Origin of the sequence: Serratia sp. CY82433 (assembly GCF_052166535.1) — a bacterium.
Taxonomy (GTDB): Bacteria; Pseudomonadota; Gammaproteobacteria; order Enterobacterales; family Enterobacteriaceae; genus Serratia; species Serratia sarumanii.
The window spans coordinates 91,901-109,182 of record NZ_JBJNOR010000002.1; the positions used below are offsets into that span (position 1 = coordinate 91,901).

A 17,282-nucleotide genomic window follows, 5' to 3' on the forward strand; every position below is an offset into this window, starting at 1 on the left:
GACAAACAGCGCGCGGTTCTCACCGCGCGCCGCCTACCAAATATTTTATTTCACCTGGCGCTTCTGATGCTCGCCTGCGGCTTTCACGAAGCCGGCGAACAGCGGATGCCCATCACGCGGCGTAGACGTAAATTCCGGGTGGAACTGACAGGCTACAAACCACGGGTGATTCGGCAGTTCAATGATCTCGACCAGCTTGTTGTCGGCGGAACGACCGGCGACACGCAGCCCTGCGGCTTCGATCTGCTTCAACAGCATGTTGTTAACTTCGTAACGGTGACGGTGACGCTCGACAATGGTCGGTTCGCCATACAGCTGACGCACCAGGCTGTTGTCGATCAGGTTGCACTGTTGGCCACCTACGCGCATCGTGCCGCCCAAATCGCTTTCTTCGCTGCGCACTTCGACGTTGCCGTCTTCGTCGCGCCATTCGGTGATCAACGCCACCACCGGGTACTTACAGTCTGGCATAAACTCGGTGGAGTTGGCGTTTTCCATGCCCGCCACGTTGCGAGCGAACTCCATCAGCGCCACCTGCATGCCCAGGCAAATGCCCAGGTAAGGAATGTTGTTCTCGCGCGCATAGCGTGCGGTCATCACTTTGCCTTCCACGCCGCGGTAACCGAAGCCGCCCGGGATCAGGATCGCGTCCAGCCCTTTCAGCACTTCCACGCCGCGGGTTTCCACGTCCTGCGAGTCGATCAGCTTGATGTTCACGGTCAGACGGTTTTTCAGCCCGCCGTGCTTCAGCGCTTCGATCACCGACTTGTAGGCGTCCGGCAGCTCAACGTATTTGCCGACCATGCCGATGGTCACTTCGCCGCCCGGATTGGCTTCTTCGTAGATCACCTGTTCCCATTCGGCCAGGTTGGCTTCCGGTGCGTTCAAGCTGAATCGTTTACAAATATAATCGTCCAGCCCCTGAGATTTCAATAGGCCTGGGATTTTATAAATAGAATCAACGTCTTTCAGAGAGATAACCGCTTTTTCTGGCACGTTGCAGAAAAGCGCGATTTTAGCGCGTTCGTTAGCAGGAACTGCGCGATCGGAACGGCAAATCAGCACATCAGGCTGAATACCGATGGAAAGCAGCTCTTTTACGGAATGCTGGGTCGGCTTGGTTTTCACTTCGCCGGCCGCCGCCATGTACGGCACCAGCGTCAGGTGCATATACAGAGTGTGCTCGCGGCCCACTTCCACCGCCATCTGACGGATAGCTTCGAGGAACGGCAGCGATTCGATATCGCCGACGGTGCCGCCGATTTCCACCAGCACCACATCGTGGCCTTCGCCACCTTCGATGATGCGCTCTTTGATCGCGTTGGTGATGTGCGGAATGACCTGCACGGTCGCACCCAGATAGTCGCCGCGGCGTTCTTTACGCAGCACGTCGGAGTAGATGCGGCCGGTGGTGAAGTTGTTGCGACGCGACATTTTGGTGCGGATGAAGCGCTCGTAGTGACCCAAATCCAGATCGGTTTCTGCGCCGTCTTCGGTGACGAAAACTTCCCCATGCTGAATCGGGCTCATGGTGCCCGGATCCACGTTGATGTACGGGTCCAGTTTCATGATGGTAACGTTGAGGCCACGGGCTTCAAGAATAGCCGCCAGAGAGGCTGCGGCAATGCCTTTACCCAGAGAGGATACGACCCCGCCGGTCACAAAAATATAATTAGTTGTCATGCTGAACCTGAGAGTTTAGGTTTAAAGACGATGGAAGAACCAGGACGGGAAAGTAGTATACCCGAACCTCTCCTGACCTACAAACGATCGTTTTGCTGTCCATCATCTCGGCCGCCCTCCCGTGTTCATCAGGGTTTACTCCGCCGGCGCCGCATAAACCCTCCAGGTAAAACAAAGAGTTAGCAGAGAAAATTTCTTTTTACCGCCCCTCAGGAGCGATAAAACGCCTTAGATTTCAGTTTGTTGCCCTTTTGCCGCCGCCGGCAGCCATGCGCCTGTGACCTGACTGAAAGCTTAACCGTTTCAGCTCGGGCGAACCTTGTCGGCGATCAACATTGTCGCGGCGATTCAGCTTTCCTGACGTTTCACCTGTTGCCAGGCGTCTTCCATCTGCTCGAGCGTGGCGTCTTCAAGCCGCAGCCCGCTTTGCTGGACAATCTCTTCCACCTGGCGGAAGCGGCGCTCGAACTTGCGGTTCGCCGCCTGCAGCGCGTTCTCCGCCTTGTGGCCTAAATGGCGCGACAGGTTCACCGTGGCGAACAGCAGATCGCCGATCTCCTCTTCCAGCTTGCTCTCGTCGACCACCGCCTGGCGGGCTTCGTGCATCACTTCGTCGATCTCTTCGTACACTTTGTCCAGTACCGGCCCCAGGGTGTTCCAGTCGAAGCCGACCGAGGCACAGCGTTTCTGGATCTTGTGCGCTTTCATCAACGCCGGCAGCGCCTGCGGAATGTCGTCCAGCACCGAGTGCAGCGCTTTTTCGGCGCGCTCGCCAGCCTTCAGCTGCTCCCAGCGCGCCGCCACGGCTTCGCTGTCTCCGCCCTCGGCGTCGCCGAAAATGTGCGGGTGACGCCGCTCCAGCTTGTCGCTGATGGCGGTGCACACCTCATCGAAATCGAACAGCCCCTGCTCCTGCCCCATCTGGGCGTAAAACACCACCTGAAACAGCAAGTCGCCCAGCTCGTCGCGCAAATCGGCATAGTCCTGCCGCTCGATGGCGTCCAGCACTTCGTAAGTCTCTTCCAGCGTATAAGGCGCAATGGTGGCGAAGGTTTGCTTGCGGTCCCACGAGCAACCGATCTGCGGGTCGCGCAGCGTTTTCATGATGTTCAGCAGACGCTGCAGCGGAGTGGATTGGGTCATAAAAAATCTCTGAGAAAGCATGGGGGCGCAGGGGAGCGCCCGCCGAATTCATGGATTTCGGGCCGCATCCGCTATCGATACGGCCCGAAAGGCGATGTGGGCTTAGTTGCCGTGCAGACGCTTGGCGTCTATCACGTCCGGCAGCTGGTTCAGCTTCGCCAGCACCCGGCTCAGCACCTGCTGGTTGTAGATTTCGATATCCATGTCGATGGTGGCCAACTGCTTCTTGGTGTCGCTGCGGCTGGCGACGCCCAGTACGTTGACCTTTTCGTTGGCCAGAATGGTGGTAATGTCGCGCAGCAGCCCGCTGCGATCGTTGGCCATCACGCGCACCACCAGCGAATAACCGCTGGAGTAGCTTTCACCCCATACCGCGTCGACGATGCGCTCCGGCGCGTGCGATTGCAGATCGACCAGCTGATCGCAGTCCGCCCGGTGGATCGAAATACCGCGCCCCTGGGTGATAAAGCCGACGATGTCGTCGCCCGGGATCGGCTGGCAGCAGCGGGCGATGTGGTGCATCAGGTTGCCCACGCCCTCCACCACCACCCGGCCATTGTCCTTGTTGCGGGCCGGCGGCGGCGCTTTCTGCTGCACCAGCTGGCGCAGCGCCTCGCGATCCTGCTCTTCGGCGCTCGGCTTGTTGAACTTGCCCTGCAGGTAATTCACCATCTGGTTCAGGCGAATGTCCCCACCGCCGATCGCCGCCAACACCTCGTCCAGCGAGTTCATGTTGTAGCGCGGGATCAACAGCTTCTCGGCCTCTTTCAGGCTGATGCCGAGATGCTCCAGTTCGTTGTCCAGCATCTGACGACCGGCGAGGATGTTCTTGTCGCGATCCTGCTTGCGGAACCAGTTATGGATCTTCGAGCGCCCGCGGCTGGTGGTGACATAGCCCAGGTTCGGGTTCAGCCAGTCGCGGCTCGGGTTCGGCTGCTTCTGGGTGATGATCTCAATCTGATCGCCCATCTTCAGCTGATAGGTAAACGGCACGATGCGGCCGCCGATCTTGGCGCCGATACAGCGGTGACCGACGTCGCTGTGAATGTGGTAAGCGAAATCGAGCGGCGTGGAGCCGGCCGGCAGATCCACCACGTCGCCTTTCGGCGTAAACACATACACCCGATCGTCGAACACCTGGCTGCGCACTTCGTCGAGCATCTCGCCGGAGTCCGCCATTTCTTCCTGCCAGGCGATGAGCTTGCGCAGCCAGGCGATGCGTTCTTCGTAGCCGGAGCGCACGGTCACGCCCGCGCCCTCTTTGTACTTCCAGTGCGCGGCTACGCCCAGCTCGGCGTCTTCATGCATTTGCCGCGTGCGGATCTGAATCTCGACGGTTTTGCCGCGCGGCCCCAGCACCACGGTGTGGATCGACTGGTAGCCGTTGGGTTTCGGGTTGGCGACGTAGTCGTCGAACTCGTCCGGCAGATGGCGGAAGTGGGTATGCACGATACCCAACGCCGCATAGCAATCCTGCAGGCGCTCCGCCACGATGCGCACCGCGCGCACGTCGAACAGTTCGTCGAACGCCAGGTGCTTTTTCTGCATCTTGCGCCAGATGCTGTAGATGTGTTTCGGCCGGCCGTAGATCTCCACCCGAATGCCTTCGCTGGCCATTTCGGCGCGCAGCCCGGCAACGAAATCGTCGATGAACTGTTCGCGATCGATGCGGCGCTCATGCAACAGCTTGGCGATGCGCTTGTATTCTTCCGGATGCAGGTAGCGGAAGCAGAAATCTTCCAGTTCCCACTTCAGCTGGCCGATGCCGAGCCGGTTGGCCAGCGGGGCGTAGATGTTGGAACACTCTTTCGCCGCCAGCACGCGCTCGTCTTCCGGCGCGTCTTTCACCTCGCGCAGGTGAGCGATGCGCTCCGCCAGCTTGATGACCACGCAGCGGAAATCCTCCACCATCGCCAACAGCATGCGGCGCACGTTGTCGACCTGTTCGGAGGCCATCGAGTCGTTTTGGGTGGCTTTCAGTTGGCGAATGGCGTCCATGTCGCGCACGCCGTGCACCAGCGCGACAATGCCCTTGCCGAACGCTTCGGTCAGGGTCTCTTCCTGCACGATGCCGGCATCCACCAGCGGGAACAGCAGCGCTGCGCGCATGCTGTCGTTATCCATGCTCAGCGTCGAGAGGATTTCCACCATCTCCAGACCACGCCACAGCAGCAGCGAGGCGTCGGGGTGATTCTGGGTCTGCTGCTCACAATAACGCCAGGTTGCGGCCAATCGCTCACATGACTGCGGGTTAGGTAGCCCCAAGCCGGCTATCCACTCATCGAGAGCGAACTCACCCGCCGTATTCAGATGTGCACTTCTTACCGCAACCATAACTTCTCCCTACTTTGCAGCGACCTCTGGCGCGCGCTCGTTGATAAACAGCGCCATTGATTCAAGATGCCCCGTGTGCGGAAACATATCCAACATCCGCACGCGCGCAAGACGATAACCGGCGCTCAACAGCACTTTGCTGTCGCGAGCCAGCGTGGTGGGGTTACAGGAAACATACACCACCCGCGCCGGCGCCAGTTTTACAATGTGTGACATCACCCCGGCCGCACCGGCGCGGGCGGGATCCAGCATCACCTTATCAAACCCTTGTGCTGCCCAAGGTTGCCGCGCAACGTCGTCCTCCAGATTCTCGTGGAAGAACGATGCATTATTCAGCTTATTCTTATGTGCATTATATTGCCCATTCGCTACCAGCGTGGCAACACCTTCGATGCCCACCACCGCAGCGGCGCGGCGCGCCAGCGGCAGGGTAAAATTGCCCATGCCGCAGAACAGGTCCAGCACCCGATCATTGGGTTGAATGTCGAGCCATTCAAGGGCCTGCGCCACCATTTGTTGGTTTACGGCGTCATTGACCTGAATAAAGTCGCGCGGACTGAAGTCTAAGCGTAGCCCGTCAACCTGATAATACGGCGTGTCACCGCACAGTTTTTCCACGCGATCGCTGTCCGGCGCCAGGTAAACGGCGAGGTTTTCCCGCTCGCCAAACGCCAACAGCGCCTGCCGATCCGCCTCTTTCAGCGCGTCGAGATGGCGCAGCACCAGCAGCGGGCCGTTATCCGCCAGCACCAGCTCTACATGCCCCAGCCGCCGTACCGCCTGCAGCCCGCTCAGGCAGGCGCGCACCGGCGCCAGCAGCCGTTCCAACTCCGGCCGCAGCACCGGGCAGTGCTCCACCGCCACCAGCTCGCTGGAGGCCGCCTGTCGAAAGCCCATCATCAGGCGCTGCGGCTTGGGCTGCCACGCCAGGCTCAGGCGGGCGCGACGGCGATAGCCGTATTCCGGGCCGGCGATCACCGGCTCCTGCTGCGGGGTCACCCCGGTTTCGCGGGCGATCATGCGCACCAGCGCCGCCGCCTTGCTCTGCTGTTGCAGCGCCTCATCCGCATGCTGCTGCTGGCAGCCGCCGCACACGCCGAAATGCGGGCAGCGCGGCGCCACCCGCTGTGGGCTGCGGCTCAGCAGGCGCTTGAGCTTGCCTTTGGCGAACTGGCGCTTATCTTCGGTCAGCTGGATTTCCGCCTGCTCGCCCGGCAATACGCCCGGCACGAACACCGCTTTGCCGTCGTGGCGCGCCACGCCCTGGCCGAAAGGGTCGAGATCGCTCACCGTCACGGTGAAGATTTGTGAGCTCTGCCGGGTCGTCACGCGGCGTTTGGGAGAGTAGAATTGCGCCATATTTGTCGATTGTGTGCTGGTTCATTAAGCTAGTGTCAGCTGTCAATTCTCCCACATTGGAATCCCATGACCAAATACAGCCTGCGTGCGCGCATGATGATCCTGATTCTGGCCCCGACCTTGCTGATTGGTTTGCTGCTCAGCACCTTCTTCGTGGTGCACCGCTATAACGAGCTGCAGGAGCAACTGGTCGACGCCGGCGCCAGCATCATCGAGCCGCTGGCGGTGGCCAGCGAGTACGGCATGACGTTCCGCAGCCGCGAATCGGTCAGGCAGTTGGTCAGTCTGTTGCACCGCCGCCATTCGGACATCGTGCGTTCGATCACCGTGTTCGATGCGCAGAACAATTTGTTCGTCACCTCCAATTATCACCACAACTTCGCTCAGCTGCAGCTGCCGAAAGGCGTGCCGTTGCCCACTGAGCTGATGCTCACCCGACGCGGCGATTCGCTGATCCTGCGCACGCCGATCCTGTCGGAAAGCCAGTATCCGGATGAAACCGCCGACGGCGGCAGCCACCCCGACAACAACCTGGGCTATGTGGCGATCGAGCTGGATCTGCAGTCGGTGCGGCTGCAGCAATATAAAGAGGTGTTCGTCTCCACCCTGCTGCTGTTGCTGTGCATGTGCATCGCCATCCTGTTCGCTTACCGGCTGATGCGCGACGTGACCGGCCCGATCCGCAACATGGTGAATACCGTCGACCGTATCCGCCGCGGCCAGCTCGACAGCCGCGTGGAGGGCTACATGCTCGGCGAGCTGCACATGCTGAAGAACGGCATCAACTCGATGGCGATGTCGCTCACCGCCTATCACGAAGAGATGCAGCAGAACATCGATCAGGCCACCTCCGACCTGCGTGAAACGCTGGAGCAAATGGAAATTCAGAACGTCGAGCTGGATCTGGCGAAAAAACGCGCGCAGGAAGCGGCGCGCATCAAGTCCGAATTCCTGGCCAACATGTCGCACGAGCTGCGCACCCCGCTCAACGGCGTAATCGGCTTCACCCGCCAGATGCTGAAAACCGATTTGAGCGCGACCCAGACCGACTATTTGCAGACCATCGAACGCTCGGCCAACAACCTGCTGACCATCATCAACGACGTGCTGGACTTCTCCAAGCTGGAGGCCGGCAAGCTGGTGCTGGAGCATATTCCGTTCGCCCTGCGTGAAACGCTGGACGAAGTGGTGGTGCTGCTGGCGCCCAGCGCCCACGATAAGGGGCTGGAACTGACGCTGGATGTGCACAACGACGTGCCGGAGCAGGTGATCGGCGACTCGCTGCGCCTGCAGCAAATCATCACCAACCTGCTGGGCAACGCCATCAAGTTCACCGAAACCGGCAATATCGATATTCGCGTCGAGCTGCGCAAACGGCTGGATCGCCGGGTGGAAGTGGAAGTGCAGATCCACGACACCGGCATCGGCATCTCCGAACGCCAGCAGTCGCAGCTGTTCCAGGCGTTTCGTCAGGCAGACGCCAGCATCTCCCGCCGCCACGGCGGCACCGGGCTGGGGCTGGTGATCACGCAAAAACTGGTGAAAGAGATGGGGGGCGATATCTGCTTCCACAGCCAGTTAAACCGCGGCTCGACCTTCTGGTTCCACATCACGCTGGATCTGAACGAGGGCATGCTGTCGCTGGCGCCGAGCCTGCCGGATCTGAACGGCAAAACGCTGGCCTATATCGAGTCCAACCCGACGGCGGCACAGGCGACGCTCAACATGCTCAGCGTCACGCAGCTGGTGATCACCCACTCGCCGACGCTGGCCCAGCTGCCGCCAGGCCACTATGACTTCCTGCTGGCCGGCGTGCCCATCCCGTTCCGCGCCAATATGGCGCAGCACGAGGACAAATTGCTGGCCTCGCTGAAGCTGGCCGATCGGGTGATTCTGGCGCTGCCGTGCCAGGCGCAGATCGACGCCGAGCTGCTTAAACAACAAGGCGCGCTCGGCTGCCTGATCAAGCCGATCACCAGCACCCGGTTGTTCCCGCTGCTCAGGATGGAGACACCGACACGCCTCACCGCGCCGCCTGAGCGTAAACGCCTGCCGCTGACGGTGATGGCGGTTGACGACAACCCGGCCAACCTGAAGCTGATCGGCACGCTGCTGGGGGAACAGGTAGAAAAAACCCTGCTGTGCGAGAGCGGCGAGGAAGCGCTGGCGCTGGCGCGCGACAACGTGCTGGATCTGATCCTGATGGACATTCAGATGCCGAAGATGGACGGCATTCACGCCAGCGAGCTGATCCGCCAGCTGCCGCATCACAACTCCACGCCGATCGTCGCCGTTACCGCCCATGCCGCCAGCGGCGAGCGCGAGCACCTGCTGCAGGCCGGGATGGACGACTATCTGGCCAAGCCGATCGACGAGAAAATGCTGACCCGCGTGCTGTCGCGCTACCACAGTGGCGACGTGGAAAACGCCGTCGCCGACGACGCGCCGCTGTCGCTCGACTGGCCGCTGGCGCTGCGTCAGGCGGCCAATAAACCGGATCTGGCGCGCGATCTGCTGCAAATGCTGCTCGATTTCCTGCCGCAGGTGCGCGAGCGGGTGCAAGCGCTGCTCGACGGCCAGCATGACGACGAGATCCTCGATCTGGTCCATAAGCTGCACGGCAGCTGCAGCTACAGCGGCGTGCCGCGCCTCAAGCAGCTGTGTTTCTACCTCGAGCGGCAGCTGCGCCAGGGCGTCACCAACGACGAGCTGGAGCCGGAGTGGCTGGAGCTGTTGGATGAGATTGAACTGGTGATCCACGCGGCGCGCGCGCATCTGACGCAACCGGCCTGAATCCTCAGGCCATAACGCAAAAAGGCACGCCGCAGCGTGCCTTTCTTTTTAACGCCAGACGCCTATCACTGCGCCAGCAGGTACAGCTGGCTTTCGCCGCGCTGGATATTCAACGCCAGCACCGACGGCTTGCTGTCGAGGATTTTACGCAGCTCGCCCAGGTTCTGGATCGGCTGCTGGTTCACGCCCAGGATCACATCGCCCTTTTTCAGGCCGATACGCGCCGCGGCGCTGCCGGCTTTCACGCTGTCGACCTTGACGCCCTTCACATTGCCGACCTGGGTGTTGCTCAGCTCGGCGCCTTCGATGCCGGTGTAGATATTGCCCGAGGCCACCTGAGTCTGCGCGCTTTGCTCCAGCGTGACGTCAATCGTCACCGGTTTGCCGTCGCGAATAATGCCCAGCGACATCTTGCTGCCGACCGGCAGCGTGCCGATCTCCGCCCGGAACGAGGCGAAGCTGGAGATGGCCTTGCCGTTCATGGTGACGATCACGTCGCCGGCCTTGATGCCCGCCTTCGCGGCGGAAGACTTCGGCATCACCTGGCTGACGAAGGCCCCGCGCTGCGCGTCGACCTTCATCGCCTTGGCCAGCTCAGAGTTCAGCTCGGTGCCCATGATACCCAGCTCGCCGCGTTTCACCTGGCCATATTCGACCATTTGCGCCGTCAGGTTTTTCACCATGTTGCTCGGAATGGCGAAGCCGATACCGATGTTGCCGCCGTCCGGCGCCAGGATCGCGGTGTTGATGCCGATCAGCTCGCCGTTCAGGTTAACCAGCGCGCCGCCGGAGTTACCGCGGTTGATCGCCGCATCGGTCTGGATGAAGTTTTCATAGTTTTCGATGTTCAGGCCGCTGCGCCCCAGGGCGGATACGATGCCCGAAGTGGCGGTTTCACCCAGCCCGTACGGGTTGCCGATCGCCACGGTGTAATCGCCGACGCGCAGCTGATCGGAATCCGCCATCTTGATCGCCGTCAGATTCTTGAAGTCTTTCAGCTGGATCAACGCGATATCGGAACGCGGATCCTTGCCGATCACCTTGGCGTCGAAACGACGGCCGTCACTCAGCTGCACCTGAATCTTGTTGGCGTTGTCCACCACGTGGTTATTGGTCACCACATAGCCCTTGGCGGCATCGATGACCACCCCGGCGCCCAGCGCCTGGAATTTCTGCTGCGTGCCCTGCGGCTGGCCATCCGGCCCTGGCTGTTCGCCGCCCTGACACATCGGTGAGCCCTGGAATGGCGAACCGTCCTGGCAGAACGGCGAATCTTCGCCGAAGAACTGTTGGAACTGCTGCGGCATGCGCGGCGTATTGACCGTGGTGCTGCCCTCAACGTTAATGCTCACCACGGAAGGCATCACCTTTTCCAGCATCGGCGCCAGGCTCGGCAGCTGTTGGGTGTTGGAAGAGGCGGTTTCAGCGGCGCTGGCCGTGACCGGGCCCATCGCCATACCGATACTGAATGCCAGTGCGCTCAGAACTAATGCGGTTTTTTTCATCTGTGTGTCTCTTATAAAGTCGTTCAAAAAGAATGGCCGTCTTGCGTGCTTATTCAGAGTTAATTAATAGCCCGAAGTTCCGGCACAGATGATTGGCAATAGTAAACAAATATTGTCCGTCTTTACAAAAGTCGAGACAGCCAACCGGTTGGAATTGCTGACAATTATTCTTCAGTTGAATTATTCCGCCGCCATCAATCGACGATATTCATCATAGGCGTAAAGGTCGGTCATTCCGCTGATATAGTCCTGCAATAAACGGGCGCGGAAATAATATTCCCGAATGGCTTGCTGCTCCGGCGATAAATGCTGCAGCCCCTCTACCGCCTCCGCATACGCCAGTCGATGCTTGGTGGACAGCTTGTGGAACAGGCGCGTTTCGATCGGGTAAGCGCGGTGGCTGTCCTCGCGCACCAGCTGGCTGAAGTCCGCCAGCGACATCGCCAGCAGCGGGCTGTAAATGTCCAGCAGGCCGCTGATCACCCGGTAGCCTTGCAGCTCGAGCTGCTCGACCTCCGGGTGGTTGAACACGTGCTTGAACGCCACATTTTTAAATATTTTCAGCAGCCGGTACGCCGGGCTGGAATCCTCCAGCAGCGCCTGATTGAAACTGCCCTGATAGACCGCGTCCAGATTGTCGATAAAGCGCTGCGCCGCGTGCGGCACCAGCCGCGCCACGGTAAACACCCGCAGATACATGAAGAACTGATCTTCCGCGCTGCGCCGCGCGCCGCCGCGATCGATCTTGCGAAACGCGCTGGCGACGGTCTTGTCGAACAGATCGCCCGGCGCCACTTCGCCCCACTCCTGAATCAGGTGCTGATACAGCTGCTCGACGGTGAAAATGCTCTTCTCCACCGCGTCTTCCAGATCGGCCACGCAGTACGAGATATCGTCGGCGGCCTCCATGATATAGGTCAGCGGGAAACGATCGAACTCGCCCATGTGCAGCTCGCGCCGCAGCCGATCGACGAAGGCCTCTTCCGCCAGATAGTAGCCGGGCTTTTTCATCAGATAGCTGTGGCTGGCGGGGATGTCGCTCGCCCAGTAGGCCGGGCGGGTGTATTTCAAAATGCAGCCGACCTGCGCGTAGGTCAGGTTGAGCTTCAGCAGGCTGTACACCATGCGGATCGCCTGGGCGTTGCCCTCGAAGTGGCTGAGATCCTGACGGATCCGGCTACGCAGCCGGTTCAGATCGCTCTCCCCTTCATGCAGGCGCAGCGTCGCCACCTGGCAGCGATCGTGGCTGCCCGGCTCGCTGCCGCAGCTGGCGGGATCGAGCCGTTGGGCGAACCAGTCGTTGATCGCCGACTCACCGAAGTGACCGAACGGCGGATTGCCGATGTCGTGCATCAGACAGGCCATTTCCACGATGCTTTCAAACGGATCGAGCAGCCGGGTCAGGCCGAGCTCATCAATTCTCCCCGCCTGTTTGAAGCGGTTGAGGATCTCTTTGGCGATGTGGCGCCCGACCTGCTGCACCTCCATCGAGTGCGTCAGGCGGCTGCGCACCGCCGCGTTGCGCTCCAGCGGAAACACCTGGGTTTTTTGCTGCAGACGGCGAATGGCGGCCGAGTTGACGATGCGCCCGCGATCGCTCTCGAACTGCCGCACGATGTCGTACTCTTCCTCGGCCTCGATCGGTTTGCTGAAAGGCCGTTGGAAGCTGATTTTTTGCTTGAAGTCGATCCCGGACATCTGTTTCTCCGCCGTTGCGCCCTGCCCCCGTGATAACAATTCCCGGCGGCGGATGCAACGCATTATCTCTCTCACACAGCCATGATAGACTATGCCGCAATTCTCACGGCCAATCAGCGAGTGTTATTTATGAAAGTAGGCATCATCGGCGCAATGGAGCAGGAAGTCACCCTGCTGCGCGAGCAAATCGAAAACCGTCAAACCATCCAGCGCGCGGGCTGCGAAATCTACACCGGCCAGATCGGCGGCGTTGAGGTGGCCCTGCTGAAATCCGGCATCGGCAAAGTTTCTGCGGCCATGGGCACCACCCTGCTGCTGGAACACTGCAGCCCGGATCTGGTGATCAACACCGGTTCCGCCGGCGGCCTGGCCAGCACCCTGCGCGTGGGCGATATCGTGGTGTCGGAAGAAGTGCGCTACCACGACGCCGACGTCACCGCCTTCGGCTACGAGCCGGGCCAGATGGCCGGCTGCCCGGCGGCGTTCGTCGCCGACGACGCGCTGATCGCGCTGGCGGAAGGCTGCATCAAACAGCTGGATCTGCACGCGGTGCGCGGCCTGATCTGCAGCGGTGACGCCTTCATCAACGGCGCCGAGCCGCTGGCGCGCATTCGCGCCACCTTCCCGCGCGTCGCCGCCGTGGAAATGGAAGCCGCGGCGATCGCCCACGTCTGCCATCTGTTCGGCACGCCGTTCGTGGTGGTGCGCGCCATTTCCGACGTCGCCGACAGCGAGTCGCACATGAGCTTTGACGAGTTCCTGGTGGTAGCGGCCAAACAGTCCACGCTGATGGTCAACGCCATGCTGCAAACCCTGGCCAAGCGCGGTTAATGTGAGGCTGCGCTTTACCTCGATGCTCTGTTTGTTGGCGCTCTGGCTGGCCATGCCGGCCGGCGCCGCCCAGCGGGTGATCAGCCTGGCGCCCAACGCCACCGAACTCGCCTATGCCGCCGGCATGGGCGATGTGCTGGTGGCGGCGAGCGCCTATTCCGATTATCCGCCGCAGGCCGCCAGGCTGGAGCAGGTGGCCTCCTGGCAGGGCATCAATCTGGAGCGGGTGCTGGCGCTCAAGCCAGATCTGATCCTCGCCTGGCGCGGCGGCAATCCGCAGCGCGTGCTGGATCAGCTCGCCGCGTTCGGCATCCCGATCTTCTATGCGGACGCCGACAATCTCGAAGGGATCGCCGGTTTGCTGGATAAACTGGCGCAATACAGCCCGCACCCGGAGCAGGCGCATCAGGCGGCGGAAGGCCTTCGCCGCCAGTTCGCCGCTCTCAGACAACAGTATGCCGCTAACCCAGCGCGGCGCGTGCTGCTGCAGTTCGGTACCCAGCCGCTGTTCACCAGCTCCGGCGCCACATTGCAAAGCCAGGTGCTGGCGCTGTGCGGCGGGCAGAACGTCTTCGCCGACAGCCGCACCCCTTGGCCGCAAATCAGCCGCGAACAGGTGCTGGCGCGTCAGCCGCAGGCCATCGTCATCACCGGCGGCGCGAAAGAAGCCGCCAATGTGAAAGCCTTCTGGGCGCCGCAGCTGCAGGTGCCGGTGATCGCGCTGAACGAAGACTGGTTCAACCGCGGCGGGCCGCGCATCCTGTTGGCGGCGCAGCAGCTGTGCCGCCAGCTGGCGGAGATCCGCTGATGCTGGTGTTCTGGTTGGATATTCTCGGTACGGCGGTGTTCGCCATCTCCGGCGTACTGCTGGCCGGCAAGTTGCGCATGGATCCGTTCGGCGTGCTGGTATTGGGCGTGGTCACCGCGGTCGGCGGCGGCACCATCCGCGACATGGCGCTGGCCAACGGCCCGGTGTTCTGGGTCAAGGATCCCACCGATCTGGTGGTGGCGATGATCACCTGCGTCTTGACGCTGCTGCTGGTGCGCCAGCCGCGCCGTCTGCCGCAGTGGGTGCTGCCGGTGCTGGACGCCGTCGGACTGGCGGTGTTCGTCGGCATCGGCGTCAACAAGGCCTTCGCAGCCGGCACCGGCCCGCTGGTGGCAATCTGCATGGGGGTGATCACCGGCGTCGGCGGCGGCATTATCCGCGACGTGCTGGCGCGCGAGATCCCGATGATCCTGCGCACCGAGATTTACGCCACCGCCTGCATCATCGGCGGCATCGTGCACGCCACGGCGTTTTACACCTTCAGCATGCCGCTGCAACAGGCCATGATGCTGGGCATGATCATCACCCTGGCCATTCGGTTGGCGGCCATCCGCTGGCACCTCAAATTGCCCGCCTTTATTCTCGAACGCTGAGCCGTCGCCCTGTGGGACGGCGCTTGGCAACGCCGCATTGGGTGATTCATTAGACTAAAAACGGGCTTAGTGGTATTATTTTCACCCAATAAATAGCGTAGTGACGATGTAAAATTCTGTTATCCGCAGGTTAATCCCTTCCCCGCGCTGTTAAACCTTTTTAACTTTTTGCCGATAAGTCATCACAAGATTGCTTACGGATGGCTATTCCCGCAATGATGAAAAAAATTCTGCTTGCCTGCTGTGGCACCCTGCTGAGTGGCGCCTCGCATGCCGATGCCGTCAGCGGCCGGATCGGCGTTACTCTGACCATTGAACCGCAATGCGCCGTGCGCCTCGAGGCCGCCGCCCCACGGGCCGAATGCAGCCATGCGGCGGCGCAGCCGAACATTACCCGCCAACCGGCGCTGGAGAACGGGGCGGAAGTGATCCTCGTGGAATGGTAGGCATAAAAAAACCCGCCGGCCGTAAGGCGAGCGGGTTGATATTCTGACAGGCAAACTCAGATGCTGAACGACGAACCGCAACCGCAGGTGGTTTTGGCATTCGGGTTGGTCACCACGAAGCGCGACCCTTCCAGCCCTTCGGTGTAGTCCACCGAACCGCCGACCAGATACTGCAGGCTCATCGGATCGACCACCAGCGCCACGCCCTGCTTCTCGATGGTCATGTCACCATCGTTGACCTTGTCGTCAAAAGTGAAGCCGTACTGGAATCCGCTGCAGCCGCCGCCGGTAATGTAAACCCGCAGCTTAAGGTTCGGGTTTTCTTCGTCAGCAATCAGGAACTTAACCTTGTTTGCTGCTGCCTCGGTAAATTGCAGGGGCAGTGCCGTTTGATCACTCATACTCTTTACTCCCAACATTGTTCAGCATCAGATCGCTACTATGGCTGCCTGATTAATATTAACGATTATCCGATACCTGAGTGTTGCGTTCAAGTATTCACCGCATTTGTTGTATTTTCCTTACCTGTTTTCTCCGCCGCTTCCCGCGCCAGCTGCGCCTCCTGCCTTTGCAGCGTGCGGGCCAGGATCGACGAATACAGCGGCTTGCCGCCGAGCAGCTGCGCCACCACCGTGGCGCCGAGGCAGGTGATGATCATCGGTAAAATGAGTTGGTAGTTGTCGGTCATTTCCAGCACCAGCACGATGCCGGTCAGCGGGGCGCGCACCGTAGCGGCGAACAGCGCCCCCATGCCGGCGATGGCGAAGGTGCCCGCTTCGATGCCGTACTGCGGGAACAGGTGCGCCCCCGCCAGCCCGAAGGCGGTGCCGAACAGCGTGCCCAGCGCCAGCATAGGCGCGAAGATGCCGCCCGGCGCGCCGGAGCCGAAGCACAGCAGCGTAGTGAAGATGCGGGTAATAAAGATGAACATCAACATGCCGACGCTGTAATTGCCCGCCGCGGCGATCGGGATCAGCCCAAAGCCGCCACCCGCCGCCTCCGGCTGGATCAGCCCCAGAATGCCGCACACGCCGCCGAGCAGCCCGCCCATCAGCAAGACATTGCGCATTCTGCCGCCGTGCAAACGCGCGAACATATCCTGAGTGCGGAAGATCAGCGCGTTGAATCCCACGCCCACCGCGCCGAATATCGCCCCCAGCACCAGATAGAGCCACAGGGTATTAATGGGCGCCGAAGAAAGTTTGTCGACCGCGATCACCGAGCCCTGGCCGTTAAACAGCTGGAACACCACGCTCGACATGATCACGCCGATAAACACCGCTTTAATCGAGATCAGGTTGTAGCGGAACTGCGGCCGCATCTCTTCGATGATGAACAAGATGCCGGCCAGCGGCGCGTTGAACGCAGCGGACAACCCGGCGGCAGCCCCGGTCGCCAGCAGCGTATGACGCGCCTCGGCGCCGCGAATGCGCAGCACGTCCAATACCATGCGCCCGACGTTGCCGCCCATTTGCACCGTGGGCCCTTCGCGCCCCAGCACCATGCCCGCCCCCAGCGTGCCCATGCCGCCGATGAATTTCACCGGGATAACGCGCCACCAGCGCACCGGCCGCAGCTCCTCCAGCGCGCCTTCGATCTCCGGAATGCCCGAGCCGCCCGCCTCAGGGGCAAAGCGCCGCACCAGGTAATAGCCCAGCGCCGCCAGCGCGGCGGACAGGATAAACGCCAGCGGCCACACCAGGATCCAGGAGTCGGCGACCTGCGCCAGCGAAGCCAGCCGCTGCTGCTGCACCCACTCCACCGCCTTATCGAAGGCCACGCCGAGCAAACCGGCCAGCGTCCCCACCAGCGCGGCCATCACCAGGATCGCCACCGGCGTTTTATCGCGGCGAATAAACTGACGCACCGCATCGCTGCGGCTAAGACGCGGGCTCAACGTCCCGACTGGCTGTGATTGTGATTCCGTCATCGCGAGTAATTCGTTAGGTAATTTGTAATACAAATAGGCAAGGCGGTTATTCTACCCCAACCCGGCGGCGGGCGCTGCCGTTAATGGTATCTGACTGTGATCGTTTCATAACGCGGCGCTCTCCTCTAGAATAGCGCG

13 protein-coding genes are annotated in these 17,282 nt (G+C 61.1%); 5 read left to right on the top strand and 8 right to left on the bottom strand.

Going from position 1 to position 17,282, the window contains the following annotated elements:
• Positions 1-45 precede the first annotated feature (45 nt).
• From pyrG to rlmD, 4 genes are all read right to left on the bottom strand, one after another.
• Positions 46-1,683 carry a glutamine hydrolyzing CTP synthase gene (pyrG, locus tag ACJ8PI_RS14040; protein ID WP_033637139.1) on the bottom strand — a complete coding sequence of 546 codons (1,638 nt, stop codon included), beginning with the start codon at positions 1,681-1,683 and terminating at the stop codon, positions 46-48.
• Positions 1,684-2,031: 348 nt separating this feature from the next.
• A complete protein-coding gene (mazG, locus tag ACJ8PI_RS14045) occupies positions 2,032-2,826 on the bottom strand; it encodes a nucleoside triphosphate pyrophosphohydrolase (protein ID WP_060452769.1) in 795 nt (264 codons plus the stop codon).
• Positions 2,827-2,928: 102 nt separating this feature from the next.
• Positions 2,929-5,160 (bottom strand): GTP diphosphokinase, encoded by a 2,232-nt coding sequence (gene relA / locus ACJ8PI_RS14050; protein WP_033637137.1) that lies wholly within the window; start codon positions 5,158-5,160, stop codon positions 2,929-2,931.
• Between the two features lie 9 nt (positions 5,161-5,169).
• On the bottom strand, positions 5,170-6,519 hold the full coding sequence (rlmD, locus tag ACJ8PI_RS14055; protein WP_033652930.1) for a 23S rRNA (uracil(1939)-C(5))-methyltransferase RlmD: 1,350 nt from the start codon (positions 6,517-6,519) through the stop codon (positions 5,170-5,172).
• Between the two features lie 66 nt (positions 6,520-6,585).
• On the opposite strand from rlmD, the gene barA reads away from it, so the two are divergent.
• On the top strand, positions 6,586-9,312 hold the full coding sequence (gene barA, locus ACJ8PI_RS14060) for a two-component sensor histidine kinase BarA (protein ID WP_041033294.1): 2,727 nt from the start codon (positions 6,586-6,588) through the stop codon (positions 9,310-9,312).
• A gap of 65 nt (positions 9,313-9,377) precedes the next feature.
• On the opposite strand, the gene degP is transcribed toward barA, so the two are convergent.
• Together degP and dgt are read right to left on the bottom strand one after the other, a co-directional pair.
• Positions 9,378-10,817: a serine endoprotease DegP gene (degP, locus tag ACJ8PI_RS14065; protein WP_033649228.1), complete on the bottom strand. Its 1,440-nt coding sequence runs from the start codon at positions 10,815-10,817 to the stop codon at positions 9,378-9,380.
• Positions 10,818-10,997: 180 nt separating this feature from the next.
• Positions 10,998-12,515 (bottom strand): dGTPase, encoded by a 1,518-nt coding sequence (gene dgt, locus ACJ8PI_RS14070; RefSeq protein ID WP_033649226.1) that lies wholly within the window; start codon positions 12,513-12,515, stop codon positions 10,998-11,000.
• Positions 12,516-12,644: 129 nt separating this feature from the next.
• On the opposite strand from dgt, the gene mtnN reads away from it, so the two are divergent.
• The 4 genes from mtnN to ACJ8PI_RS14090 all read left to right on the top strand — a co-directional run bounded on the left by mtnN (position 12,645) and on the right by ACJ8PI_RS14090 (position 15,214).
• Complete coding sequence (mtnN, locus tag ACJ8PI_RS14075) at positions 12,645-13,346, top strand: 5'-methylthioadenosine/S-adenosylhomocysteine nucleosidase (RefSeq protein ID WP_033652925.1); 702 nt, start codon at positions 12,645-12,647, stop codon at positions 13,344-13,346.
• A 22-nt stretch (positions 13,347-13,368) separates the two neighbouring features.
• Positions 13,369-14,154: a vitamin B12 ABC transporter substrate-binding protein BtuF gene (gene btuF / locus ACJ8PI_RS14080; RefSeq protein ID WP_060431104.1), complete on the top strand. Its 786-nt coding sequence runs from the start codon at positions 13,369-13,371 to the stop codon at positions 14,152-14,154.
• The gene (locus ACJ8PI_RS14085; RefSeq protein ID WP_033637131.1) at positions 14,154-14,768 is read left to right on the top strand and encodes a TRIC cation channel family protein; all 615 of its coding nucleotides are present in this window, start codon (positions 14,154-14,156) and stop codon (positions 14,766-14,768) included. Before btuF ends, ACJ8PI_RS14085 begins: the two co-directional genes overlap by 1 nt.
• A gap of 200 nt (positions 14,769-14,968) precedes the next feature.
• Positions 14,969-15,214, top strand: coding sequence for a hypothetical protein (locus ACJ8PI_RS14090; protein ID WP_164134592.1), 246 nt, complete (start codon positions 14,969-14,971; stop codon positions 15,212-15,214).
• Between the two features lie 56 nt (positions 15,215-15,270).
• Here ACJ8PI_RS14090 and erpA read toward each other — a convergent pair whose 3' ends face one another.
• Positions 15,271-15,615, bottom strand: coding sequence for an iron-sulfur cluster insertion protein ErpA (erpA, locus tag ACJ8PI_RS14095; RefSeq protein ID WP_004932708.1), 345 nt, complete (start codon positions 15,613-15,615; stop codon positions 15,271-15,273).
• 89 nt (positions 15,616-15,704) lie between these two features.
• Positions 15,705-17,144 (bottom strand): H(+)/Cl(-) exchange transporter ClcA, encoded by a 1,440-nt coding sequence (clcA, locus tag ACJ8PI_RS14100; protein WP_033637129.1) that lies wholly within the window; start codon positions 17,142-17,144, stop codon positions 15,705-15,707.
• Positions 17,145-17,282: the final 138 nt, after the last annotated feature.

What these genes read in the sequence shown, in the direction of transcription:
- btuF (WP_060431104.1), top strand. Translation starts at nt 13,369, where the DNA reads ATGCTCTGTTTGTTGGCGCTCTGGCTGGCCATGCCGGCCGGCGCCGCC.
- ACJ8PI_RS14090 (WP_164134592.1), top strand. Translation starts at nt 14,969, where the DNA reads ATGGCTATTCCCGCAATGATGAAAAAAATTCTGCTTGCCTGCTGTGGC.
- ACJ8PI_RS14085 (WP_033637131.1), top strand. Translation starts at nt 14,154, where the DNA reads ATGCTGGTGTTCTGGTTGGATATTCTCGGTACGGCGGTGTTCGCCATC.
- rlmD (WP_033652930.1), bottom strand. Translation starts at nt 6,519, where the DNA reads ATGGCGCAATTCTACTCTCCCAAACGCCGCGTGACGACCCGGCAGAGC.
- relA (WP_033637137.1), bottom strand. Translation starts at nt 5,160, where the DNA reads ATGGTTGCGGTAAGAAGTGCACATCTGAATACGGCGGGTGAGTTCGCT.
- dgt (WP_033649226.1), bottom strand. Translation starts at nt 12,515, where the DNA reads ATGTCCGGGATCGACTTCAAGCAAAAAATCAGCTTCCAACGGCCTTTC.
- clcA (WP_033637129.1), bottom strand. Translation starts at nt 17,144, where the DNA reads ATGACGGAATCACAATCACAGCCAGTCGGGACGTTGAGCCCGCGTCTT.
- barA (WP_041033294.1), top strand. Translation starts at nt 6,586, where the DNA reads ATGACCAAATACAGCCTGCGTGCGCGCATGATGATCCTGATTCTGGCC.
- mtnN (WP_033652925.1), top strand. Translation starts at nt 12,645, where the DNA reads ATGAAAGTAGGCATCATCGGCGCAATGGAGCAGGAAGTCACCCTGCTG.
- pyrG (WP_033637139.1), bottom strand. Translation starts at nt 1,683, where the DNA reads ATGACAACTAATTATATTTTTGTGACCGGCGGGGTCGTATCCTCTCTG.
- erpA (WP_004932708.1), bottom strand. Translation starts at nt 15,615, where the DNA reads ATGAGTGATCAAACGGCACTGCCCCTGCAATTTACCGAGGCAGCAGCA.
- degP (WP_033649228.1), bottom strand. Translation starts at nt 10,817, where the DNA reads ATGAAAAAAACCGCATTAGTTCTGAGCGCACTGGCATTCAGTATCGGT.
- mazG (WP_060452769.1), bottom strand. Translation starts at nt 2,826, where the DNA reads ATGACCCAATCCACTCCGCTGCAGCGTCTGCTGAACATCATGAAAACG.